At 62.6% G+C, this 23086-nt stretch carries 19 protein-coding genes and 1 pseudogene; 14 read left to right on the forward strand and 6 right to left on the reverse strand.

What is annotated here, in order from left to right; translation table 11 throughout:
• Positions 1 to 36: 36 nt before the first annotated feature.
• The 5 genes from BA011_RS22930 to BA011_RS22950 all read left to right on the forward strand — a co-directional run bounded on the left by BA011_RS22930 (position 37) and on the right by BA011_RS22950 (position 5028).
• Positions 37 to 1245 carry an acetyl-CoA C-acetyltransferase gene (locus BA011_RS22930; protein ID WP_065282129.1) on the forward strand — a complete coding sequence of 403 codons (1209 nt, stop codon included), beginning with the start codon at positions 37 to 39 and terminating at the stop codon, positions 1243 to 1245.
• A 2-nt stretch (positions 1246 to 1247) separates the two neighbouring features.
• A complete protein-coding gene (locus BA011_RS22935) occupies positions 1248 to 1631 on the forward strand; it encodes a cupin domain-containing protein (RefSeq protein ID WP_065282130.1) in 384 nt (127 codons plus the stop codon).
• A 16-nt stretch (positions 1632 to 1647) separates the two neighbouring features.
• On the forward strand, positions 1648 to 3861 hold the full coding sequence (locus BA011_RS22940; RefSeq protein WP_065282131.1) for a 3-hydroxyacyl-CoA dehydrogenase NAD-binding domain-containing protein: 2214 nt from the start codon (positions 1648 to 1650) through the stop codon (positions 3859 to 3861).
• A 114-nt stretch (positions 3862 to 3975) separates the two neighbouring features.
• On the forward strand, positions 3976 to 4539 hold the full coding sequence (locus tag BA011_RS22945) for a YdeI/OmpD-associated family protein (protein WP_065282132.1): 564 nt from the start codon (positions 3976 to 3978) through the stop codon (positions 4537 to 4539).
• Positions 4540 to 4818: 279 nt separating this feature from the next.
• Positions 4819 to 5028, forward strand: a complete 210-nt coding sequence (locus BA011_RS22950; RefSeq protein WP_003545273.1) for a cold-shock protein — start codon at positions 4819 to 4821, stop codon at positions 5026 to 5028.
• Positions 5029 to 5340: 312 nt separating this feature from the next.
• On the opposite strand, the gene BA011_RS22955 is transcribed toward BA011_RS22950, so the two are convergent.
• Positions 5341 to 6549 carry a helix-turn-helix domain-containing protein gene (locus tag BA011_RS22955; RefSeq protein ID WP_065278963.1) on the reverse strand — a complete coding sequence of 403 codons (1209 nt, stop codon included), beginning with the start codon at positions 6547 to 6549 and terminating at the stop codon, positions 5341 to 5343.
• A 223-nt stretch (positions 6550 to 6772) separates the two neighbouring features.
• Positions 6773 to 7273 (reverse strand): MarR family winged helix-turn-helix transcriptional regulator, encoded by a 501-nt coding sequence (locus tag BA011_RS22960; RefSeq protein WP_065282133.1) that lies wholly within the window; start codon positions 7271 to 7273, stop codon positions 6773 to 6775.
• Between the two features lie 58 nt (positions 7274 to 7331).
• Between BA011_RS22960 and BA011_RS22965 the strand changes: the two genes are divergently transcribed.
• Together BA011_RS22965 and BA011_RS22970 are read left to right on the forward strand one after the other, a co-directional pair.
• Positions 7332 to 7736, forward strand: coding sequence for a GFA family protein (locus tag BA011_RS22965; RefSeq protein WP_065282134.1), 405 nt, complete (start codon positions 7332 to 7334; stop codon positions 7734 to 7736).
• Between the two features lie 117 nt (positions 7737 to 7853).
• A complete protein-coding gene (locus tag BA011_RS22970; RefSeq protein WP_065282135.1) occupies positions 7854 to 8297 on the forward strand; it encodes a YybH family protein in 444 nt (147 codons plus the stop codon).
• Positions 8298 to 8301: 4 nt separating this feature from the next.
• Here the strand turns inward: BA011_RS22970 and BA011_RS22975 are convergent, their stop codons facing one another.
• Positions 8302 to 9504, reverse strand: coding sequence for an MFS transporter (locus BA011_RS22975; RefSeq protein ID WP_065282136.1), 1203 nt, complete (start codon positions 9502 to 9504; stop codon positions 8302 to 8304).
• 136 nt (positions 9505 to 9640) lie between these two features.
• Between BA011_RS22975 and BA011_RS22980 the strand changes: the two genes are divergently transcribed.
• Positions 9641 to 10198 (forward strand): TetR/AcrR family transcriptional regulator, encoded by a 558-nt coding sequence (locus BA011_RS22980; RefSeq protein ID WP_065282137.1) that lies wholly within the window; start codon positions 9641 to 9643, stop codon positions 10196 to 10198.
• Between the two features lie 9 nt (positions 10199 to 10207).
• Here BA011_RS22980 and BA011_RS22985 read toward each other — a convergent pair whose 3' ends face one another.
• Positions 10208 to 13729 (reverse strand): PAS domain-containing hybrid sensor histidine kinase/response regulator, encoded by a 3522-nt coding sequence (locus BA011_RS22985; protein WP_065282138.1) that lies wholly within the window; start codon positions 13727 to 13729, stop codon positions 10208 to 10210.
• Between the two features lie 223 nt (positions 13730 to 13952).
• Between BA011_RS22985 and mscL the strand changes: the two genes are divergently transcribed.
• The 5 genes and pseudogenes from mscL (at position 13953) to BA011_RS23010 (ending at position 20130) form a co-directional block, all read left to right on the forward strand.
• Positions 13953 to 14390 carry a large conductance mechanosensitive channel protein MscL gene (gene mscL, locus BA011_RS22990; protein ID WP_003545282.1) on the forward strand — a complete coding sequence of 146 codons (438 nt, stop codon included), beginning with the start codon at positions 13953 to 13955 and terminating at the stop codon, positions 14388 to 14390.
• A gap of 111 nt (positions 14391 to 14501) precedes the next feature.
• Entirely contained in the window at positions 14502 to 15668 is a 1167-nt protein-coding gene (locus BA011_RS22995; protein ID WP_065282139.1) for a pyridoxal phosphate-dependent aminotransferase, read from the forward strand.
• Positions 15669 to 15889: 221 nt separating this feature from the next.
• Complete coding sequence (gene galE, locus BA011_RS23000) at positions 15890 to 16924, forward strand: UDP-glucose 4-epimerase GalE (protein ID WP_065282638.1); 1035 nt, start codon at positions 15890 to 15892, stop codon at positions 16922 to 16924.
• Between the two features lie 110 nt (positions 16925 to 17034).
• Positions 17035 to 18995 (forward strand): annotated as a pseudogene (locus tag BA011_RS23005) (putative bifunctional diguanylate cyclase/phosphodiesterase).
• A gap of 82 nt (positions 18996 to 19077) precedes the next feature.
• The gene (locus BA011_RS23010; RefSeq protein WP_065282140.1) at positions 19078 to 20130 is read left to right on the forward strand and encodes an enoyl-CoA hydratase/isomerase family protein; all 1053 of its coding nucleotides are present in this window, start codon (positions 19078 to 19080) and stop codon (positions 20128 to 20130) included.
• 10 nt (positions 20131 to 20140) lie between these two features.
• On the opposite strand, the gene BA011_RS23015 is transcribed toward BA011_RS23010, so the two are convergent.
• Entirely contained in the window at positions 20141 to 22201 is a 2061-nt protein-coding gene (locus BA011_RS23015) for an ATP-dependent helicase (protein ID WP_065282141.1), read from the reverse strand.
• 107 nt (positions 22202 to 22308) lie between these two features.
• Complete coding sequence (locus BA011_RS23020; protein WP_065282639.1) at positions 22309 to 22575, reverse strand: hypothetical protein; 267 nt, start codon at positions 22573 to 22575, stop codon at positions 22309 to 22311.
• A 178-nt stretch (positions 22576 to 22753) separates the two neighbouring features.
• Here BA011_RS23020 and BA011_RS23025 point away from each other — a divergent pair, with 178 nt between their 5' ends.
• Positions 22754 to 23014 carry a BON domain-containing protein gene (locus BA011_RS23025; protein WP_065282142.1) on the forward strand — a complete coding sequence of 87 codons (261 nt, stop codon included), beginning with the start codon at positions 22754 to 22756 and terminating at the stop codon, positions 23012 to 23014.
• Positions 23015 to 23086: the final 72 nt, after the last annotated feature.

Here is a 23086-nt window from a genome sequence, read left to right on the forward strand (position 1 = left end):
TGAGGCAAGATAGATTGCCGCCAGGGAGATGAGACAATGACCGAGGTTTTCATTTACGACCACGTGCGTACGCCGCGCGGCCGCGGCAAGAAGGATGGTGCCCTGCATGAAGTGCCTTCCGTCCGCCTCGCGGCAAAGACGCTGGAGGCGATCCGCGATCGCAATGGGCTCGATACGGAAACGGTCGACGACATCATCATGGGCTGCGTCGATCCGGTCATGGATGCCGGCGCCGTCATCCCCAAGGCCGCCGCCTTCGAAGCCGGTTACTCCACGAAGGCGCCCGGCATGCAGATCTCCCGCTTCTGCGCCTCCGGCCTCGATGCCGTCAATTTCGGTGCCGGCAAGATCGCGCAAGGGGCCGACGACATTGTCATCGCGGGCGGTGTCGAAAGCATGTCCCGCGTCGGCCTCGGCATGTCCGGCGGCGCCTGGTTCATGGACCCTTCCGTGAATTTCCCGGCCTATTTCATGCCGCAGGGCGTCTCGGCCGATCTGATCGCCACCAAATACGGCTTCAGCAGAACCGATGTCGACGCTTACGCGGTCGAGAGCCAGAAGCGTGCCGCCCATGCCTGGGAAAAGGGCTGGTTCGACAAGTCGGTCATCCCGGTCAAGGACCAGAACGGCCTGACGATCCTGGCAAAGGACGAGCATATGCGCCCCGGCACCGATATGCAGGCGCTCGCCTCCCTCAATCCGTCCTTCCAGATGCCGGGCGAGATGGGCGGCTTCGAGGCCGTCGGCATCCAGGCCCATCCTGAGATCGAGCGCATCAACTATGTCCATCATGCCGGCAATTCCTCCGGCATCGTCGATGGCGCCAGCGTCGTTCTGCTCGGCTCGAAGGCCGGCGGTGAGAGCATGGGCAAGAAGCCGCGCGCCCGCATCAAGGCTTTCGCCAATATCGGCTCCGATCCGGCCCTGATGCTGACCGGGCCCGTCGACGTCACCGAGAAACTGTTGAAACGATCAGGCATGGGCCTTGCCGACATCGATCTCTTCGAACTCAACGAGGCCTTCGCTGCCGTGGTGCTGCGCTACATGCAGGCCTTCGACATCGACCATGACAGGATCAACGTCAATGGCGGCGCCATCGCCATGGGCCATCCACTCGGCGCCACCGGCGCGATGATCCTCGGCACTGTGCTCGACGAACTTGAACGCCGCGACCTCAACACCGCGCTGGTGACGCTCTGCATCGGCGCCGGCATGGGCACGGCAACGGTTATCGAGAGGGTCTGACGATGGGCTTCAACACCGGCACGATCGAAACCGAATATGCCGCGGTCACCGAACACTGGTCGCCCCGCGTCATCGCCGATCTCAACGGCCAGAGCGTCAAGCTCGCCAAGGTTAAGGGCCAGCTCACTTGGCATTCCCACCGCGACGAGGACGAGCTTTTCCTCATCTGGAAGGGGTCGCTGACCATCGAATATCGTGACCGCCCGCATGTGCATCTGAAGGCCGGTGATTTTCATGTCGTGCCGAAGGGTGTCGAGCATAATCCGGTTGCTGAGGAGGAATGCTGGATCGTGCTTTTCGAGCCGTCGCAGACCAAGCATACCGGCGATGTCGTCACCGAAAAGACGAAGACCTTAGACGCGCAGCGCAGCCATTTGCCGGCCTGATCGGGGAGGAAACCCAATGACCTACACCAATTTCACGCTCGAAACCGACGCCGACGGCATCACTCTCGTCACCTGGGACATGCCCGGCAAATCGATGAACGTCTTTACTGCCGAGGTGATGGCCGAACTCGACGCGATCATCGACGCCACGACCGCCGATGCGGCCGTCAAGGGCGCCGTTTTCACCTCGGGTAAATCCTCCTTCTCCGGCGGCGCCGATCTGTCGATGATCAAGTCGATGTTCAGTTCCTACCAGGAGGAGAAGGCAAAGAGCCCCGAGACGGCCGTGCAGAACCTCTTCGGTCTGGTCGGCCGCATGAGCGGCCTGTTCCGCAAGCTCGAAACATCGGGCAAGCCCTGGGTGTCCGCCATCAACGGCACCTGCATGGGCGGCGCTTTCGAACTATCGCTCGCCTGCCACGGCCGCGTCGCCTCCAATGCCAAGAGCGTCAAGATCGCGCTGCCCGAAGTCAAGGTCGGTATCTTCCCCGGCGCCGGCGGCACGCAGCGTGTACCACGGCTGGCAAACGCCCAGGATGCGCTGCAGATGATGACCACCGGCCAGTCGCTGACCGGCTTCCGCGCCAAGGCGATGAACCTCGTGCATCAGGTGGTCGAGCCGGATCAGCTTATCCCGGCCGCCAAGCAGATGATCAAGGATGGCCTGAAGCCGGTCGCCCCCTGGGATGAGAAGGGCTTCAAGGCGCCGGGCGGCGGCATCTGGACGCCGGCCTCCGCCCAGCTCTGGCCGGCAGCCCCGGCGATCCTGCGCAGGGAAACATCGGGCAATTACCCGGCAGCGCTTGCCATCCTGAAATGCGTCTACGAAGGCCTGCAGGTGCCTTTCGACACCGGCCTGAAGATCGAGCAGCGTTATTTCACCGAGGTGCTGCAGACCCGCGAAGCCTTCTCGATGATCCGCTCGCTGTTCATCTCCATGCAGGAGCTCGGCAAGGGCGCCCGCCGCCCGGCAGGTCACGCGAAGACCGAGCTGAAACATGTCGGCGTCGTCGGCGCCGGCTTCATGGGCGCCTCGATCGCCTATGTCACGGCTGCCGCCGGCATCCCGGTGACGCTGATTGATCGCGACATCGAAGCGGCGACCAAGGGCAAGACAGTCTCGGAAGGCCTGGTCAAGGATTCCGTCGGTAAGGGACGTCTTACGCAAGATGAGGCTGCTGCATTGCTCTCCCGCATCACACCCTCGGCAGACTATGCCGACCTCGCCAATGCCGATCTCGTCATCGAGGCGGTGTTCGAGGATCGCGAGGTGAAGAAAGCGGTCATCGAGGCGGTCGAAGCCGTGCTGCCGGAAGGTGCGATCTTCGCCTCCAATACCTCGACCCTGCCGATCTCAGGTCTCGCCAGGAATTCGAAACGCCCCGCCGATTTCATCGGCATCCACTTCTTCTCGCCTGTCGAGAAGATGATGCTGACCGAGGTCATCGTCGGAAACGACACCGGCGACAGGGCGCTGGCCGTTGCTCTTGATTATGTCGCGGCCATCAGGAAGACGCCGATCGTCGTCAACGACACCCGCGGCTTCTTCGTCAATCGCTGCGTGCTGCGCTACATGTCGGAAAGCTACGACATGCTGATCGAGGGTGTGCCGCCTGTCATGATCGAGAATGCCGCCAAGATGGCCGGCATGCCCGTGGGACCGTTGGCGCTGAACGATGAGGTCGCCATCGACCTCTCGCTGAAGATCCTCAAGGCGACGGTCGCCGATCTCGGCGAAAAAGCCATCGACCCCAGGCATATGGAACTCATCTCCCGCATGGTGGAAAAGGAGGGCCGTTTCGGCCGCAAGAATTCCAAGGGCTTCTATGACTATCCACCGAAACCAGCGAAGAAGTCCCTCTGGCCCGACCTCAAGACCCTCTACCCGCAGAAGCAGGCGGACGAGGTTGACGTTAATGTCCTGAAGCAACGTTTCCTCGTCACCATCGCGCTGGAAGCCGCCCGCACTGTGGAGGAGGGCATCGTCACCGATCCGCGCGAGGCGGATGTCGGTTCGATCCTGGGCTTTGGCTTCGCGCCCTATACCGGCGGCGCGCTGAGCTATATCGACGGGATGGGCGCGAAGGCTTTCGTGGAATTGGCGGAAAAGTTAGCTGCTGCTTACGGAAACCACTTCAACCCGACGCCGCTGCTGAAGGACATGGCCGCCAGGGGCGAGACGTTCTACGGCCGGTTCGACCCCTATGCGAAGGTTGGGAAGGCGGCTTAGGCCGCCTTTAAAGCTGCAGCTCTTGCCGGGGTTCAAACGTTGAATGGGCAGGTGGCGATGGCAATCTGAACCGCAAGCAACCCACGCCTCGCTGTCACCCGGATCGGACCGCCCATGCAACCGTCAACCGACATCCTCGCCTTTGCCGATCCGATGGAGTGGGAATCCTGGCTCTGCCTGCATCACGCGGCGTCGACCGGCGCCTGGCTGAAGATCGGTAAGAAAAATCCGAAACGAACTCTCATCACCATCGATGAGGCGCTGGATGTGGCGCTCTGTTACGGCTGGATTGACAGCCAGCGCAAGGGGTTTGACGCGCATTCCTACCTGCAGCGTTATTCGCCCCGGCGCGCCAAAAGTCCGTGGTCCAAGCTCAATGTCGATCGTGTCGCAGCACTCGCAGCAACCGGGCGCATGCGGCCCGCGGGCCTTGCCGAAGTCGCTGCCGCCAAAGCCGACGGACGATGGGCTGTCGCCTACGCTCCGCAACGCGATGCCGGCCTGCCGGACGATCTGGCGGCGGCGCTCGCTGAGAACGTTGCCGCCGGCGCTGCCTTTGCGCGGCTCGACAAGACCGGCCAATATGCAATCGTCCTGCCGCTCCTGAAGGCTACCACCCCGGAAGTGCGGGTCGCCCGCCTCGGCAAGGCGATCACCAGGTTGGCGCAGGCCGAATAGACGGTATTTCAGCTTCTGCAAAAATTTCGCCCTCGGTTTTCCGCGCTACGCGGCAGGCAAAGATCTGTCCGCGGTGTCTGAAACGTCACCGATTTCCCGAGCCGCGGCCTTGTCACGGACACAATTTCCGATTACATATCCGCGCATCGATCTTGCTAGATGAACTTTGAAACGGCCTCGTGTCGTTCCTGGCGAACTTCCTCCAAAATCGGTTTTCATCGCCGCTCGACATTTATCCGAGCTGCATTCTTCTATGAACGATTCGAAAAGGATATCGTCATGAGCACTGGTACCGTAAAGTGGTTCAACGCAACCAAGGGCTTCGGCTTCATTCAGCCGGATGACGGCGCAGCCGACGTTTTCGTCCACATCTCCGCCGTTGAACGCGCTGGCATGCGCGATCTCAAGGATGGCCAGAAGCTGTCTTACGAGCTCGTCCGCGACAACAAGTCCGGCAAGATGTCGGCAGACCGCCTCCAGGCGGCCTGAGTCTTCAAGGCTCTAAATATCATCTCCGGATCGTGACCACGGATGTACTGGCACGGTTCGTTGAGATAGCAGGGAAGGTCGGGTTCACCCGGCCTTTTTTTGTATCTGGTTGGCTGATGCCGTGCCCTTTCCCGAGAAATGCGTCCGCGACACCCCCCTCTGCCCTGCCGGGCATCTCCCCCACAAGGAAGGAGATTGGATGGGCGCGATGGTTTTCCCAAACAACTGGCCGTCATATGAATCGTAAATTGAGGGTGAGGCATGGCTTTGTCCAGCCGATAGATGGGTAACAGATTGAACCGGATAGATGGGTTACAGTTCTCCCCCTTGTAAACCAGTGTCCGCCCCTGCGCCGGCTGGTCGGGGTTGCAGGGCGCTGGGGCGGACAAGCCGCTTGGTCTTCCTGTCGATGATGCCGAGCGGATGGGCATGGAAGCGTAGCGTCCAGATGCCCGCTTCATTCTCCTCGATCGCCACGACCTCGCCGGCCAGCGCTGCTGCGACATAGACGAGGTCGCCGTTCCATTTGATCTCGCCATTGGAGCGCACCCGGCGCACCGCCGCCTCGGCCGGATAGTCCGGTTCAGGCAGGCGGTCGGGCAGGCGCCGCAGTGACGGTCGGTAATGATCAGCAGGCACGTCCATAGCGAGCGCCTCGTGTGGACGCTCGGCGTTGTAATTCTGGCGAAATGCGTCAAAGACCGCCTGCTGCGCGGCATGGTCGACCTCCGGCGCCATGGCCAGCGGCAGCATCGTCAGATGGAAGCGTTCGTGGCGGCCGTTCTGCTGCGGTTTGCCCGGCTGGATGCGCTCCAGGCCGATGCCGAGCTTGATGAACCGCACAGCAAGCGTCGTCAGCCCGGTGACGCCAATCGCCGCGAAGGGCGAACCGTTGTCGCTGCGAAAGCGCTCCGGCAGTCCGTGCTCGGCAAACAGCCGCTCGAACACCGGCCAGGCCTCTGCCTCGGCCGGCGTCGCGCAGGCTTGCAGCGCCAGCAGAAAGCGGCTCGCCGTATCCATCACCGTCAGTGGCTCGCAGCGCCGCCCATCGCGGGTCCGGAACCAGCCCTTGTAATCGGCGCTCCACACCGCATTGGGCCCGTTGGCCGGTGCGAACGGGCCGCAACCAGCCGCCCGCCAGCGATGCCGCCGGCGCCCGACCAGCCCGTGGCGCTTCAGGATCTCGCCTATCGTCGAGGCCGCCGGCCAGCAAAGCTGCGGCGCCGACCGCTTCAGCCGCGCCAGCACCTTCTTCGGCCCCCACTGCGGATTCGCCTCCTTCTCCGCCACGATCCGCGCCACCAGCTCCGCCGCCGTTGCCCGCCCGTGCTCAAGCGGCGCCCGCGGCAGGTCGATAAGCCCCGCAGGCCCGAGCGCCCGATACCGCTCCAACCATTTGTAGCCCGTCTTGCGCGATATCCCGTAGGCAGCACACAGCGCCGTCATCGTCTCCTCGCCCGCAAGACATTCCCCAACAAAGCGCAGCCGCTCGTCCATGATGCCAGTCTCTCTCCAAACCATCGCCGGGTCCTCCCGGCTGTCAGAGAACTGTCACCTATGTAAACGGTCCGTTCTGTTACCTATCTATCCGGGTCGGACAGCTTCTTGCCAATCTCCCCACCTGTGGGGGAGATGCCCGGCAGGGCAGAGGGGGGCGCTCACGGCACGACCTTAAAGAATCTTTCGCACCGCCAAACTGAATTTGGCGCTGGCGACAACAAGTCCCGCAAGACAGCAAAGCCCTTCAACCGCCTGCCGCCTCGCCACCCTCCAGCATCTCCATAACCCGCGCCATCACCGCCCGTGCCGCATCGAGTTCGGCTGACGTGAACGCAGCGCCGAGCTCGTCGGCCCAACCGGCTTGCGCGATCTCGATGACACCGAGCCGCGCGGCCCCTTCTTCCGTCAGCCGCACCAGCTTGGCGCGCTGGTGCTGCGGGTTGTCGGCATAGGCGATCAGGCCTTCACCCTCCAGCACGTCCGCAAGCCGCTGCACGCCCTGGCGGGCGAGGCCGAGCGCGCGGGCGATCTGCGCCACCGACATGCCGCCGCGCCGTGCCGCGGCCAGCACCTGCCAGCGGGCGCTCGTCTGTCCCGCCGGCTTTGCCAACTGGTCGCCCGCCGCCGTCAGATGACCGGCGAGGCGAAGGGCGGTGATTGCGAAAGCGGAAAAGGCATCCCCCTCCATCGTCCGCTCCGGTCGATTTTGTTTGACAACATGTTGTCTATTTTGTATTTCATCCATAATGACAACATATTGTCATATCTGGATACTGAAGGCAACGCCGAGGGAGGAGAGCGCCATGAAGAAAACTTACAAGGGAAGCTGCCATTGCGGCAAAGTGCATTATGAGGTGGATATGGACCTCGAGGAGGGTACCGGCCGCTGCAATTGTTCGATCTGCGCCAAGCGCCGCTATTGGGGCGCCAACGTCAAGCCGGAGGATTTCCGGCTGATGTGCGACCAGGCGGAAATGTCCGACTACCAGTTCAATACCATGAGCGGTCATCACCGCTTCTGCCGCACCTGCGGTGTGCCGGCCTTCGGCGACGGTTATGTCGAAGCGATCGGCGGCGCATACGTCTCGATCAACATCGCCTGCCTCGACGATATCACCCCTGAGGAACTGGCAGCACTGCCGGTCCGTTACTCCGACGGCAGGCACGATGCCTGGTGGAACGAGCCGACGGTGACGAGTTATCTCTAGAGCATGATGCCGAAAAGTGTGAGCGGTTTTCGGACGACATCATGCTCAGCTCGAAGTCGATGTCGGATCCTCGTCCTCCCCTTCGTCCTCTGTCCATAACGCAGAAGGAGAACGATCGTGAAAGACGAAGCGAATGCCAGGATCGAGGAAGAGGCGATCATCGCCATGCTGATGATGCGCGCCAAGGCGTTGGGCGAAAAAAACGCCAAGGATGCGCTTTCCTACGAGACCGAGGATGAGATCGAATTTTCGCTGGCGCCGCCGCTGGTCTACTACGGCAAGGACGAGGCGGGCCTGCAGGCCTGGTTCGATACCTGGGAAGGCCCGATCGGCGGCGATGTGCGCGATGCCAGGCTGACGGTTGGTGAGGATGTGGCTTTCTGGAGCGGCCTCACGCGCATGACCGGGACCAAGACCGACGGCGCAGCCGTCGATCTGTGGTTCCGCCAGACCCTCGGCCTCGTCAAGCAGGATGGCCGCTGGCTGGTTGCCCACCAGCACGCCTCGGTGCCCTTCGCCATGGATGGCAGCGGCCGGGCGCTGCTCGATCTCAAGCCGTGAAGTGTCAGGCAGCACTCCCCGCGACCTTCCGCCGGTCGGCGCGAATGCTCACCAATCCGACGCCCATCAAAAGCAGGATCGCCGTCGCATAGATATCCGTCGTCAATGCGTAACCGGCCGACTTTGCCAGGAACCCGGCCAGGATCGCCGGCAGGCTGAAGGCGAGGTAGCTCTGGACGTAGAAGGCCGACAGCAGTCCGGCCCGCTCGTCCGGTTTGGCGAGCGGCATAATGGTGCCGATCGAACCGAGGAAATTGGTGCCGAAACCGGCGCCGGTGAAAATCGTGCCGATCAGCAGCAGCGGCACATTGGCGAGATGCACGCCGGCAACGACGGTCAGGATGCCGATCGCCTTGGCCGACACGCCGAAAGCGAGATTGGCCGATGCCGTCTTGCTGCGCCTGAGATAGACGGCGATTGCTCCGCTCACCATCAGCGCGGTGACGACGGCCCCGCCCGTCAGCGGCGCCCGGCTGCCGGTTGTGCTGGCGACCAGCGACGGGACCAGCGAGAGATAGAAGCCGGCAAGCGTCCAATTGGCGATATTGATCGGTGTGACCAGCGAGAGCGGCCGCTTCACCTGCCTGGGAATGGTGACCCGCGGTATCAGCGAGCCGAGAGCGCCTGGCCGCGTGCCGCCGGTCTCGCCTGTCAGCCAGATGGCAGCCGCCTGCAGCGTGAAGGCGACAAACAACAGCGCATAGACCAGATGCATCGGGAAGGGGCCGTATTGGATCAGGGCGCTGGTGCCCACTGCCCCCACTGCCATGCCGCAAAGCGGCGCGATCGAATTGACGATCTGTCCCTTTGCCCGGTCGACATCGACGAGCGCCGCTCCGATCGAGGCGCCGGCGATCCCGGTTGCCAGCCCCTGCACGATCCGCGCCGCGATCAGCCAGCCGGGACCGCTTGCGACGACAAAGAGGCCCATGGCGACGATTTCGAGCACGAGGGCGAAGAAGATCACCGGCTTGCGGCCGAGGTGGTCGGAGATCGAACCGGCGGTCAGCAGCGCTGCCAGCAGCGCGAAGGCGTAGACCGCGAAGATCACCGTGATCAGCACCGGCGAGACGGAGAAGTTTTCCTCATAGATCCGGTAGAGCGGCGTCGGCGCCGCGGAGGCGCCGAAGAAGGTCGCGAGCGTCAGCGCATGAAAGCCGATCGAGGGGCGCGGCGAATTCTTGGTGGATTTGGCTGCGGCGAACATATATAAGCCCCTTAAAGCTAAGCCGTTGCGTTAGCTTATGTAGAGCGGGCATTTCATAAAAGCAAATTATTTGCGTTAATAGGTCTGTCAAAGATTTTGAACCATCGAGGTCAAAGGGCGAAAGACGGTTGCAGGCATGACAGTGAAAGAGAATCTCCGTCCGGGCGGCAGAAGCGCCCGGGTTCAGGCATCGGTACACAAGGCGGTCCGTGAGCTGATGGCCGAGATGAGCCGCGCCGACGTGACGATCCCGCTGATTGCCGGCAAGGCGGGGGTAACGCCATCGACCATCTATCGCCGCTGGGGCGACCTGCAGGAGCTTCTTGCCGATGTCGCCGTCGATCGGCTGCGGCCGGATATGCAGCCGATCGATGCCGGCAGCGGCAAGGCCGATCTCGAAACCTGGGCCGAGCAATATGCCGAGGAAATGTCCTCCGGCCCGGGCCGCGAGATGATCCGCGACGTGCTGGCGGCGCAGGCGGGCGCGAATGCCTGTAAATGCAGCGAATATACCCGCCAGCAGATCGACGTCATCGCCGAGAGGGCGAAGGCCCGCGGCGAGGCCTTTCCGGATGTCGAGCGCGTCATGGACCAGGTCGTGGCGCCGATCATATACCGCATCCTATTCGGCGATGTGCCGGCGACAGCGCGTGTGCGCGATCTGGTTGCGCGTGTCATGAGCACGACGGACTGAGGTTCGCTGTTATTCTGCGGCGGCGCGCTTGATGCCGGAAATTTGGGTGATATAGGCGCGCAACGCTGCCGGCCGCACCGGCTTGTGCTGAACGGCGATGCCGTGTCGTTCGGCCTCGCTGCGCACCTCCGGTGTGCGGTCGGCCGTGATCAGCAAAGCGGGGACATCGACGCCGAACTGCCGGCGCAGATGCAGGATCGCGGCAATGCCGGTGCCGTCGCCGAGATGGTAGTCGGCGATGACGATATCAGGTGATCCCTCCTGGCCATCCACGGCGTTGGCGTCGGCCAGGCAATTGAGCGACTCCACCTCGCAGCCCCAGCCGCTGATCAAGAGCCGCATGCCTTCGAGGATCTTCGGCTCGTTGTCGATGCAGAGGATCTTCAGCCCGCTGAGCGGCTGGCCGGGACGGTCGGCGGGCGCAACCGCTGCTGCAGCCGCGCCCGTGCGCGAGACGTCGAGCGGCATGGCAATGCGGAATTCCGTGCCCTTGCCATGCGTCGACTGCAGCTCGACCGGATGATTGAGCACCCGGGCGATGCGGTCGACGATCGAAAGGCCGAGCCCGAGGCCGGAGGCGGTTTTCGCGCCTTCGTCCAGCCGCGCGAATTCCTTGAACACGGTGCGGAATTTCGACGGCGGGATGCCGATGCCGGAATCGATCACCTGGATGATCACCTGGTTGCCGCGCCGCCGCGCCCCGACCAGCACCTTGCCGGTGATCGTGTATTTGATGGCGTTGGAAACCAGGTTCTGCACCAGCCGGCGCAGCAGGTTGGGATCGGAGCGGACGCGTAGCGACGTCGGCATGACCACCAGCTTAAGCCGCTTTTCGCGGGCGATCGGCGCAAAATCGGTCTGGATACGCTCCAAGAGGTCGGAGAGCGCGACGGAGGCGAGCCGCGGCCGCATGGCGCCGGTATCGAGCCTGGAGATATCGAGCACTGCGCCGAGAATGGTCTCGACCGATTCCAGCGCGGAATCGATGTTGCGCACGATCGGGCTGTTGTCGGATTGCGCCATGCGCTCGACCAATGCCGAGGAATAGAGCCGGGCGGCATTGAGCGGCTGCAGGATATCGTGGCCGGCGGCTGCGAAAAAGCGTGTCTTGCCGATATTCGCCTCGTCGGCGGCGGCGCGTGCCTCGCCGAGTTCACGGTTGACGCGGGTAAGCTCGGCGGTGCGTTCGACGACCCGCTGCTCCAGCGTCTCATTCGCCTGTTTCAGCGCTTTATCGGCGCTGACGCGCTGGGTGATGTCGGTGAAGGTGGCGACGATGCCCTTGTCGGGCATGGCATTGGAGCGCACTTCGATGATCCGCTCGCCGCCGCCGAGCACCAGCGAAAAGGGTTTGTCGAGCGTCAGGAAATGCCGGACAGTCTGGCTGAGATCGCCGGGCGCGATGTCGCCGCGCTGGCTGAGCGTGGTGACGATTTCGGACAAGGGAAAACCGACCTGGCCGGCATTCTCAGGCAGGTCCAGCAATTGCCGGAAGCGCCGGTTCCAGATCGTCAGCCGGTTGGAACTGTCGAAGACGGCAATGCCCTGGTCCATCTGCGAAAGGGCCGTCTGCAACATGTCCTGGTTATATTGCAGCGCTTCGCTCGCCTGGTCGAGCAGCCAAGCGGTGTCGGAAGAAGCATCCTCGATCTTCTGCAGGATCAATGACAGCACCAGCCGGGCCGAGGACGAGCCGATGGCGCTGCCGAGCAGCTGTTCGCTGAAATGGATAAGCGCCATGTCGGCCGGCTGCTCGTCTTCTAGCTTGCGGCCGGAGCTTTGTTCGTAGGTCGTCAACGAGCGCTGCATGCGCTCTTCGCCGAGGTAGCGCGAGATCGCCGCCTTGAGATCGCCGACGCTGATGCGGGTCTTCCAGCCGCGCGTGGCAAATTGCGAGCGCGAATGCCGCTTGACGAAGATGCCGGCCTGGATGCGCTCCAGCGGCTTGGCGTTGCGGGTGAGCGAGCCGACGACGAAGAAGGCGGTGTTGACGAGCAGGCTCATCGCCGTCGCATTGACCAGCGGATCGGCGTCGGGCGCGGTGAACAGTGTAGTCCCCGGAAAGATGAAGCCGAGCACGGCGCTCGCCACATAGGAATAATCGGGGCCGCCGAGCGAGGGCAGGAACAGCAGGTAGATCCAGATGACGAAGCCGGAGGTCAGCCCGAGGATCGCGCCGCGCGCATTCGCCCGCCGCCAGATCAGCCCACCGAACAGCGCTGGGGCGATTTGCGCGATCGCGGCAAAGGAAAGAAGGCCGATCGAGGCAAGGCCGGCGGTGCTGTCGGTCGAGCGGTAATAGGCATAACCGAACAGCAGCACGGCGAAGATGGCGCTGCGCCGGATGTTCAGCAGCGTCTTGGCGAAATTATCGCGCTGGCCGGCGCGGCCGGCGAGTTTGCGCCTGAGGAAGATCGGCATGATGATGTCGTTCGACACCATGATCGACAGTGCGACGGAATCGACGATGACCATCGCCGTCGCGGCGGAGAAACCGCCGATGAAGATGATCAGCGAAATGACGGGCATCTGGCCGGCAAGCGGCAGCGACAGCATGTAGAAATCGGCATTGCCGGTGCCGCCGAAGGTCAAGAGCCCGCCGATCGCCACCGGCAGCACGAAGAGATTGATGGCGATGAGATAGGTGGGAAACAGGAAACCTGCGAGTTTCAGCTGTTTCGGCGTTCGGTTTTCGACAACCGTCACGTGGAATTGCCGCGGCAGCAGGATGATCGCAAAGGCCGACAAGATGATCAGGGTGATCCAGCGGCTGATCGGCGTATGGTAGCTGAGCGCCGACATGACCAGCTCATTGTCGACGGTCTTGCGCCAGAGATCGGTCGGGCCATCGAAGAGAAACCAGATGACGCAGACGCCGGCCGTCAGGAAGGCGACGAGTTTGACCACCGATTCCATCGAGACGGCGAGGATCAGCCCATCCTGATGTTCCGTCGCATCCGTATGCCGCGTGCCGAACATGATGGCGAAACAGGCAAGCACCAGCGTCGCGGCGAGCGGCAGGTCGAGGAAATAGAGATTGCCGCTGCCGATGCCGTAATCGGAAGGATTGACCATGGCGCTGACGGTGCTGGAGATCGCCTTGAGCTGCAGCGCGATATAAGGAATGGCGCCGATCAGCGAGAGCAGTGCGACGATCGTGGCGACCGTCGGGTTCTTGCCGTAGCGCGCGGCGACGAAATCGGCAACCGAGGTGAGCTTCTCCGCCTTGGCGAGCTCGATGATGCGGCGAAGCAGCGGCATGCCGAGGGTGAAGACCAGGATCGGGCCGATATAGATGCCGGCAAATTCTAGGCCCCGCTGCGCCGCAAGCCCGACGCTGCCGAAATAGGTCCAGGAGGTGCAGTAGATCGCAAGGCTCAGCGCATAGACCACCGGCCATCCGCTCAGCGTGCCCTGGCCGCCCTGCGGCGTGCCCTGGCCGCGGTTCTTGCGGTCGCCATAGCTTGCCACGGCGAAAAGCAGGAGCAGATAGCCGAAGGCAGACGCGAATATAACCCAGCCTGGAAGCATTGACCCTCCGCCGGCGGAAAACCCGCCGGGACCTCCCGCAACGTGGGTCAGCTTAGGTCATTTCAGGCACTTTGAAAATTCCTGCCGTCTAGGCCTTAAGTCAAAGACCGCGGGGGAGGTATCGCCGAATAGTTGCGATTGCCGATTGATTAATTGCAATGAAGATGTAGCTAATGAAACCCATTGCATGTCTTTGAAAATGCATCAAAGGGAGACGGATCCGATGCTCAATGAGTTCAAGGCCTTTATCGCCCGCGGCAATGTCATGGATCTTGCAGTCGGCGTCATCATCGGCGGCGCCTTCGGTGGCATCGTCAAATCGTTGGTCGATGACCTCATCATGCCAATCGTCGGCGCCATTTTCGGCGGCTTCGATTTTTCGAATTACTTCCTCCCGCTTTCGTCGGCCGTGAACGCGCAGTCGCTCGCCGCCGCCCGCGAGCAGGGAGCGGTCTTTGCCTATGGCAGCTTCCTCACCGTGCTCATCAACTTCCTCATTCTCGCCTGGATCATATTTCTGATGGTCAAGGGCGTGAATACCCTGCGTGCCCAGGTTGAGCGCCAGGAAAAGGCTGCACCGGAGGAACTGCCCCCGCCGCCGGCAGACGTTCAGCTGCTGACGGAAATCCGCGATCTTCTCGCCACGCGCCCGACGGCTTGATCCCGTCCGCTTCGGCCTGGCCCATTCATCACCAAAATCGATATGCCATCACTGGATGTCATGGGATTTGCCGGCGCAAATCCGCTATGAAGGCGGAAACCGGAGATATGCATGTCGATTGTCAGCAGCCTCAGCCCGCGCGCCCTGGCGGCGCCCGAAAGCGGGATCGTCGAACTCGTCAACTATGCCCGTGGCCGCGAAGGCCTGCTGCCGCTCTGGGTGGGTGAGGGTGATCTGCCGACGCCCGATTTCATCAGCAGGGCGGCGATCGAGGCGCTTGCCGCCGGCGAGACCTTTTACACCTGGCAGCGCGGCATTCCGGAGCTTCGCCAGGCACTTTCCGATTATTACAACAGACATTTCGAAATCCGGCTTCCGGTCGAGCATTTCTACGTCACCGGTTCCGGCATGCAGGCGATCCAGATTGCCGTGCAGGCGCTGACCTCGCCGGGCGACGAACTGGTTTACCTCTCGCCTTCCTGGCCGAACATTGCCGCCGCCCTCGAGATAGCAGGTGCGCGCTCAGTCAGTGTCGAGCTGCAGTTTGAAGGCGGCAAATGGGCGGTCGATCTTGATCGCATCGAAACCGCGATCACCCCGAAGACCAAGGGCATCTTCATCAACACGCCGTCGAACCCGACGGGCTGGACCGCAACGAAACAGGATCTTGGCGATATCCTGGCGCTTGCCCGCAAGCACGACCTCTGGATCCTGGCAGATGAAATCTACGCCCGCTACTATTTTGCCGGCGGCCGCGCGCCCTCTTTCCTCGATGTGATGGACGAGGGCGACAAGATCATCTTCGTCAATTCCTTCTCGAAGAACTGGTCGATGACCGGCTGGCGCGTCGGCTGGATTGTAGCACCGCCTGAAATGGGCCAGGTGCTCGAAAACCTCATCCAGTATTCGACATCGGGTGTGGCGCAGTTCATGCAGAAGGGCGCCGTCGCAGCCCTTGATCAAGGCGACGATTTCGTCGCTGCCAATATCGCCAAGGCGGCCCGCTCTCGCGACATTCTCTGCGATGCGCTTGTCGCCACCAACCGCGTCGAGACGCTGAAACCGGACGGCGCGATCTACGCCTTCCTGAAGATCGACGGCGTCGCCGACAGTCGCAAGGCAGCGCTCGACATCGTCGACAAGACAGGCGTCGGCCTTGCTCCCGGCACCGCTTTCGGGCCGGGCGGCGAACTCTTCCTGCGCGCCTGTTTCCTGCGCGATCCCACGCAGGTGGCGATCGCGGCCGAGCGCCTCTGCGACTATATCCTCAAGCTTTGAGAAGCACTGGCCGCAAGACGCGTCGTGGCGACTGAGGCGTCGATTTTGTGCCGAAATCGCCGGATCGATAAAACTCTAGCAAAGCCCGAAATCGGCCTCTAACCACGACTCCAAACATACCCGTTCAAAGGCCTTCCAAAGGCCGTGCGATAAGAAAATTGGAAAGAAAAACCGGCGCCTGATGCCCCTGCTTCTAAAAAACGAAAGCAGGGATGCGGGACATGGCGGTTTTGGTGACGGGCGGGGCCGGTTATATCGGCAGTCACATGGTTTGGGCGCTGCTTGATGCAGGCGAGGATGTGGTCGTGCTTGACCGCCTTTCCACGGGCTTTCGCTGGGCGGTGGCGCCGGCGGCGCGTTTCTATCTCGGCGACGTTGCCGATCCCGATATATTGAAAAAGGTCTTCATCGAAAACGACATCGAGGCGATCATCCATTTCGCCGGCTCCGCCGTCGTCCCGGTCTCGGTCGCCGATCCGCTCTCCTATTACGACAACAATTCCGGCAAGACCCGGGCGCTTCTGAGCGCTTCGGTCAAGGCCGGTATCCGCAACTTCGTCTTCTCCTCGACGGCGGCCGTCTACGGCCAGCAAAAGACCGACCTGCCGGTGAAGGAGACGGCCCCCCTCAATCCGGAAAATCCTTACGGCCAGTCGAAGCTGATGACCGAGTTCATGCTGCGCGATGCCGCCGCCGCCTATGATTTCAACTATGTCGCGCTTCGTTATTTCAACGTCGCCGGCGCCGACCCGCACCACCGTGCCGGCCAGTCGACCTCAGGCGCCACGCACCTCATCAAGGTCGCCTGCGAGGCAGCGCTCGGCAGGCGTGACAGCGTCCATGTCTACGGCATCGACTATCCCACCCATGACGGCACCGGCGTGCGCGACTACATCCATGTCAGCGATCTCACGGATGCACATCTGAAAGCGCTGCAGCACCTGCGCAGAGGCAAGGGCTCGCTCGTTGCCAATTGCGGTTATGGCAGCGGCTATTCGGTGCTCGACGTGTTGAACATGGTCACCCGCCTGCACGGGCATTCCTTCAAGATCCACATGGCGCCGCGGCGCGCCGGCGATTCGGCAAGCGTCGTCGCAGACGCTTCGCTCGCACGGCAGGTGCTCGACTGGAAGCCCAAATACGATTCGCTGGAAACCATCGTCCAGAGCTCGCTCGATTGGGAACTGTTCCTTTCGAACAAGAATGTCGATGACCTGCACAGCATCCACCGGGCACTCGCCGCCGCTTCGTTCTGATCTGGGAACCCGTTTATCGTCCCCGCGCCTGCGGGGGGCTGCATGCCGTCACGTGAATAAGGAAATATGAAGCTTTCTCTGGCTGGCTCGGGGCCAACGGAAAAGAGAAGATGAAGAACTTTCTCGCCTCATTGCAGCTGCAAAAAGACAATCCAACGCTTCTGACGGCGCAGTTCCGGGCCCTGTCGTCGCAGATCCCCATTCTCTATGTCCTGCTGATCATCAACGCCCTTGCGGTGGCGATCACCCACCTCAAATCCGCCCCCCTTTGGCTCTCGCTCTACATTCCCGTGGCCTTGTGCGTCGTCTGTGTCTTCCGTCTCTGCTGGTGGGAGATCCGGGGCAAGGAAAACGTCACCGCCGAGCAGGCCTACAGGCTGATGAAGGTGACGATATCAGGCGCAGGCATTCTGGCCGTCGCTTTCGGCGGCTGGGCGATCGCGCTTTACCAATATGGCGATGCTTCCCAGCAGGGTCAGATCGCCTACTTCCTCGTCGTGACAGGCATTTCCTGCATCTTTTGCCTGATGCACCTGCCGATGGCGGCAGCGCTGACCACGGTCATCACTTTCTCGGCCATGGTCGCGACCTTCCTGTTCTCGGGCAATCCCGTTTTCGTCGCGACGGCCATCAGCGGCCTCTTCCTGATCCTGCCCTTCCTCAGGGTGATCAACAGCTATTTCCAGAATTTCGTCGGTCTCGTGCAATTGACCGAGGAGCTGAAGCAGAAGCAGGCGGAAGCCGAAGAGCTGAACCTCGTCAACAGCCGCAATGCGCTGCATGACCAGCTGACCGGCCTTGCCAATCGCCGCAGCTTCTTTTTCTCGCTGGAAAAACGGCTGCAAAAGAATCCGTCTTCGCCGCCCGTCCTCGGTATTCTCGATCTCGACGGCTTCAAGCCGGTCAACGACGTCTTCGGCCATGCCGCCGGCGACCTCGTGCTCAAGGAGACGGCCCGCCGCTTCGTCGCGCTGGTCGGCGAAGAGGGCATCGTCTCCCGTCTCGGCGGCGATGAGTTCGGGATCATCTTTCCCTGCTCGATGACGCGCCAGGCGATCGCTGATCTCGGCCAGGCGCTCTGCGCTGCCGTCCGCGACCCCTTCGAAATCCCCGACGGCTCGGTCCGCGTCTTCGGCTCCTGCGGCATCGTCTATCCCGATATCGGCACATACACCGCCGAGGATCTCTACGAGAAAGCGGACTTCGCTCTTTACCAGGTCAAGAGCAAGCGCAGCAGCGGCGTCGAATTTTTTTCAGCCGAGCACGAGAAGATCCTGACGCAGCGCCACCTGATCGAACTCGAACTGCAGGCGAATGATTTCGCCAAGGAATTGAAACTCGATTATCAGCCGATCGTCGACTTGAGGAGCGGCCGCGTCGTCGCTTACGAGGCGCTCGCCCGCTGGGACAGCGCCCGCTTCGGCCGCATCAGTCCCGAAGCCTTCATTCCCGCTGCCGAGCGCACGGCGGTCATCGGCCGCATGACCCGCATCCTCTTCGCCAAGGCGCTCGAAGCGCTGGCGATCATTCCACGGCATCTGAGCCTGTCTTTCAATCTCTCCGCACGCGATATTTGCGACCACGAGACCTCGATGGCGCTGCTGGCAATGATCACCCGCTCCGGCATCGATCCGAAGCGCATCGAGTTCGAGATTACCGAGACCGCATTGCTCTCCGATTTCGACACCGCCGACCAGGTGATCACGATGCTGCGCGCTGCCGGCATCTCGATTGCGCTCGACGATTTCGGCACCGGCTATTCGAGCCTCAGCCATATTCATCGTCTCGGCTTCGACAAGCTGAAGATCGACAAGTCCTTCGTGATGAATTCGATCGTGACGCCCGTTGCATGAACATCACCCGCTCGGTCGCCAATCTCTGCCAGAATCTCGGCATTGCCTCCGTCGCCGAAGGCGTCGAAAGCGAGGAGATCGCCGAGGGATTGAAGGCGATGGGCGTTCGTCTGGCGCAGGGCTATCATTTCTCGCGGCCGCTGCCGCTCGAACTTGCCATCGATTACGCCGCGCGGTGCGAGACCGCAGCCTCCGCCCGCAATTCGCTGTCTGCCTGAGCCAATCTCCCCACCGGTCTTAAATCGACTGGAGCGAAGCTACGTCGTCGTTTATTCATGGTCGTAACAATTGAGGTGAACCATGCAGGACGGCGAAGTCATCATTGAACGGCGAGGGACTGCTGCTATCATTCGGCTCAACCGGCCGCGGGCGCTGAACAGCCTGACGCTGCCGATGATTCGCGCAATCACTGCGGCCCTTCACGACTTTGCCGATGATCCCGAGGTGACAAGCGTCGTGATGATGGGGGAGGGCGAACGCGGCTTTTGCGCCGGCGGCGATATCCGCGCCCTGCATGCGAGCGCCCGCGCCGGCGATGGCCTCGCCGGAAACTTCTGGCGCGAGGAGTTCCGCCTCAACCATATGATTTCCGCCTACCCCAAACCTTATGTCGCGCTGATGGACGGCATCACCATGGGCGGCGGCGTCGGCCTGTCGTCGCACGGTCGCCACCGCGTCGTCACCGAGCGCACCCGGATGGCCATGCCCGAAACCGGCATCGGCTATGTCCCGGATGTCGGCGCCACCTGGCTGCTGCCGCGTGGCCCCGGCGAAGCCGGAACATGGCTCGGCCTGACGGGGCTCGATATCGGTGCGGCCGACGCCATCCACGCTCGCCTTGCCGACCTTCACACCGCTTCGTCGCGGCTCAGCGAGGTGATCGATGCTCTATGTGCCCTGCCGCGCGGCAGCTCATCCGGCGATGTCGATGCCGTGCTGCAGGTGCTTTCGGAGCCCGCGGGAGAAAGCCGGCTGCGGCAGAACGCGGCGATGATCGATCGCGCATTTCGGTTCGATAACGTCGAGGAGATCCTGGCAGCACTCGCCGGGGAGAAGGGCGAGTTCGCCGCCGAGACGCGCCGGGTGCTGCTGACGCGTTCGCCGACCAGCCTGAAGCTCGCTTTGCGGCTGCTCAGAGCCGGCCGCCGCAGCGCCTCGCTTGCCGAATGCCTCGGCCGTGAACTCGGCGCCTGTCTGCAGATGCTTGACAATCCCGACTTCTTCGAGGGCATCCGCGCTGCCGTCATCGACAAGGATCGCAATCCGCAATGGTCGCCGGCATCAGTCGAGGCTGTGGAGGTGGCTAGGGTCGAGCAATTCCTGAAACCGGCCGAGCCGCCGCTTTCACTCTAACGCTACCCAATTATCGCCACATGCCGCGCATGCGGGCGCCGACATCGATGCGCACCTGCCGCGCCTGCTGCTGGGCGACGGTCTGCGATTTCACCTGCGGCCAGCTGCAGGCCTCGAAGAACTGCAGCAGCGTTGCCGGAATGAAGCGGCTGCGTGAGGCATAGACATGCCGGTCGCCCTGTGAGTTCTGCCCATAGGTGAAGAAGCGCTGCGGCACGACGAGGTCGAGACCATCCCGGGCGCGTGTCATCGCGACATAGAGCAGCCGGCGTTCCTCCTCGATTTCGGCGGTGGTGCCGACGGCGAGATCGCTCGGTATGCAGCCGTCGACGACGTTCAGCATGAAGACCCTCGTCCATTCCTGGCCCTTGGCGGAATGGATGGTCGACAGGATGAGATAGTCTTCGTCGAGAAGCGGCACGCCCGCCTGGTCGCTGGTCGCGTCCGGCGGATCGAGGGTGAGCTCGGTGAGAAAGCGCTCCCGCGAGGCATAACCGCTGCCGATCTGCTCGAGCTGCAGCAGGTCGGCCTGCCGCGTGGTCGCGTCCTCATGAAGCCGTTCCAGATGCGGCGCATACCATTGCCGCGCCAGGCCGATTTCCGCCGGCCAGCCTGCCTTGCCGGACTTCATCTCCTGCAGCATGGCAACGAAATCAGTCCAGTCCTCGCCGGAGCGCGGCGGCGCCGGCATGGCGGCAAGAGCAGAGATCGGGCTGGCGTCTTCGGCCATCAGGTCGAGTGCCTTTTGCGCCGTCGACGGCCCAACGCCCGGCAGGATCTGCATCAGCCGGAAGCCCGCCACCCGGTCGCGCGGGTTCTGCGCGAAGCGAAGGGCGGCCAGCATGTCCTTCACATGTGCGCTGTCGAGGAACTTCAACCCGCCGAATTTGACGAAGGGGATGTTGCGCCGGGTCAACTCGACCTCCAGCGGCCCGCTGTGATGCGAGGCGCGGAAGAGCACGGCCTGCTGCTTGAGTGTCACACCTTCCTCGCGATTGTCGAGCACCATGTCGGTGATGTAGCGCGCCTGCTCGGCCTCGTCGCGCACCGTGACCAGGCGCGGCCGCTCGGACGATTGGCGCTCGGTCCAGAGGTTCTTGGTGAAGCGCTCCGAGGCGAGATCGATGACGGCGTTGGCGGCGGCGAGGATCGGCTGCGTCGAGCGGTAGTTGCGGTCGAGCGTGACGATATTGGCGGCCGGGCTGAAGGCGGCGGGAAAGTCGAGAATATTGCGTATTGTCGCGGCACGGAAGGAATAGATCGATTGTGCGTCGTCGCCGACGACGGTCAGCCCCTGGCCCTGGGGCTTTAGCGCCAGCAGGATCGAGGCCTGCAGCCGATTGGTGTCCTGATATTCGTCGACCAGCACATGGTCGAAGCGGCTGCCGATATCCTCGGCAATCATCGCTTCGCCGACCATCTGCGCCCAGTAGAGCAGCAGGTCGTCGTAATCGAGCACGTTCTGGCTCTGCTTGGCCTCGACATAGCTGGCGAAAAGTTCGCGCAGCTGTTTCTCCCACGTCGCGCACCAGGGAAAGACGTCGCGCAGCACCAGGTCGAGCGCGGTTTCGGAATTCACCGCCCTGGAATAGATGGCAAGGCAGGTGCCTTTGGTGGGAAAGCGGCTTTCCGTCTTCGAGAAGCCGAGGTCGTGCCGGATCAGGTTCATCAGATCGGCGCTGTCTTCGCGGTCGTGGATGGTAAACCCAGGATCGAGACCGATCTGCTCCGCATAATCGCGCAACAGCCGCGCGCCGATGCCGTGGAAGGTGCCGGACCAGGAAAGCGCGTCCGCCATCACGCCGGCATTCGCACCAAGCACATCGCGGCAGATGCGCTCGACGCGTCGCGCCATCTCGGCGGCTGCCCGGCGCGAGAAGGTCATCAGCAGGATGCGGCGGGGATCGGCGCCCTTGACGATGAGATGGGCGACGCGATGCGCCAAGGTATTCGTCTTGCCGGAACCGGCGCCGGCAATGACCAGCAGCGGCCCGGCAATATGGCTGCCGTCGATGAGCGTGCCGTGCTCGACGGCCATGCGCTGCTGCGGATTGAGCTTTTCGAGATACATCCAGCCGTCCGGTCGGGCTCCCGCAGAATCACTGGGGAAAGATTAGATGTTCCTTGAATGTTCGCGATTGCCGTCCCTGTCAAGCGATCTGGCGCGCGAACAACATCTCAGTCGGGGAAATCCGGACCGATCTCGCGCCGCACCAGCTTCAGGCTGCGGTCCGGCTGAAGAATATAGGTTTCCTCCACGCGCTGGCCCGTCCCGTTATAGAATTGGTTGTAGACGACGCTGCCGACCGGCGATTTGCTAAGCTTCGTTCGCGGCTGGCCGCCATAGGTAATGCTGCCGGGAATGGGTTCCAGCGCCGGCGTATCCGCCGCGGAGCAGCCGGCAAGCAATGCCCCGCCAAACAAGGCGGGCAGAAGCGCTTTCATCGTCATCATCCCTCTTTCGACTGCCGCCAGATATGGAAACCGCGGCGCCTTTCGCCAAGGGTAGCCCATGCCACCGCGCAGGTATCGCTGTCGAGCAGGCTCTTCTTTTCCGGGGGGCGCAACGAACTGCGTCGCTGTCGCGTTAACAGACATCAACCAACATCAGGAAACGTTCACGGTGCTCGGCTTTCCAGCATTCACGGGGCATGACGAGCCCGGCCGGCAGGGCCACAGCGATGCCGCGACGCGCGCCTCGGTGGAGAGCGCCCTTCATGCGGCCGCCGACATCGAAGCCGGCGAAATCACCGTCAGCATATCGGGCTCCTATGTCATCCTCGAAGGCTTCGTGCGCCGGCGGGCCGACGTCGAGCGGGCGATCGAGATCGCCGAGGGCGTCGTCGGCCGAGGCTATGTGCGTGGTCGCCTGCTGCGACGCTAATGCATGTCGCGCAAAGCTGTGCAGCGGTTTTAGAACAGCCGCGCGCTCATGTCTTTCTGTTGGACGAGGGAA

This window comes from Rhizobium leguminosarum, assembly GCF_001679785.1.
In the GTDB taxonomy this organism is placed as follows: domain Bacteria; phylum Pseudomonadota; class Alphaproteobacteria; order Rhizobiales; family Rhizobiaceae; genus Rhizobium; species Rhizobium leguminosarum_R.

Bases quoted from the DNA above. Each gene is read 5' to 3' on its own strand.
- BA011_RS22930 (WP_065282129.1), top strand. From the start codon at position 37: ATGACCGAGGTTTTCATTTACGACCACGTGCGTACGCCGCGCGGCCGC.
- BA011_RS22955 (WP_065278963.1), bottom strand. From the start codon at position 6,549: ATGGTTTGGAGAGAGACTGGCATCATGGACGAGCGGCTGCGCTTTGTT.
- BA011_RS22950 (WP_003545273.1), top strand. From the start codon at position 4,819: ATGAGCACTGGTACCGTAAAGTGGTTCAACGCAACCAAGGGCTTCGGC.
- mscL (WP_003545282.1), top strand. From the start codon at position 13,953: ATGCTCAATGAGTTCAAGGCCTTTATCGCCCGCGGCAATGTCATGGAT.
- BA011_RS22940 (WP_065282131.1), top strand. From the start codon at position 1,648: ATGACCTACACCAATTTCACGCTCGAAACCGACGCCGACGGCATCACT.
- BA011_RS22965 (WP_065282134.1), top strand. From the start codon at position 7,332: ATGAAGAAAACTTACAAGGGAAGCTGCCATTGCGGCAAAGTGCATTAT.
- BA011_RS22935 (WP_065282130.1), top strand. From the start codon at position 1,248: ATGGGCTTCAACACCGGCACGATCGAAACCGAATATGCCGCGGTCACC.
- BA011_RS22945 (WP_065282132.1), top strand. From the start codon at position 3,976: ATGCAACCGTCAACCGACATCCTCGCCTTTGCCGATCCGATGGAGTGG.
- BA011_RS23015 (WP_065282141.1), bottom strand. From the start codon at position 22,201: ATGTATCTCGAAAAGCTCAATCCGCAGCAGCGCATGGCCGTCGAGCAC.
- galE (WP_065282638.1), top strand. From the start codon at position 15,890: ATGGCGGTTTTGGTGACGGGCGGGGCCGGTTATATCGGCAGTCACATG.
- BA011_RS23010 (WP_065282140.1), top strand. From the start codon at position 19,078: ATGCAGGACGGCGAAGTCATCATTGAACGGCGAGGGACTGCTGCTATC.
- BA011_RS23020 (WP_065282639.1), bottom strand. From the start codon at position 22,575: ATGAAAGCGCTTCTGCCCGCCTTGTTTGGCGGGGCATTGCTTGCCGGC.
- BA011_RS22975 (WP_065282136.1), bottom strand. From the start codon at position 9,504: ATGTTCGCCGCAGCCAAATCCACCAAGAATTCGCCGCGCCCCTCGATC.
- BA011_RS22980 (WP_065282137.1), top strand. From the start codon at position 9,641: ATGACAGTGAAAGAGAATCTCCGTCCGGGCGGCAGAAGCGCCCGGGTT.
- BA011_RS22960 (WP_065282133.1), bottom strand. From the start codon at position 7,273: ATGGATGAAATACAAAATAGACAACATGTTGTCAAACAAAATCGACCG.
- BA011_RS22985 (WP_065282138.1), bottom strand. From the start codon at position 13,729: ATGCTTCCAGGCTGGGTTATATTCGCGTCTGCCTTCGGCTATCTGCTC.
- BA011_RS22995 (WP_065282139.1), top strand. From the start codon at position 14,502: ATGTCGATTGTCAGCAGCCTCAGCCCGCGCGCCCTGGCGGCGCCCGAA.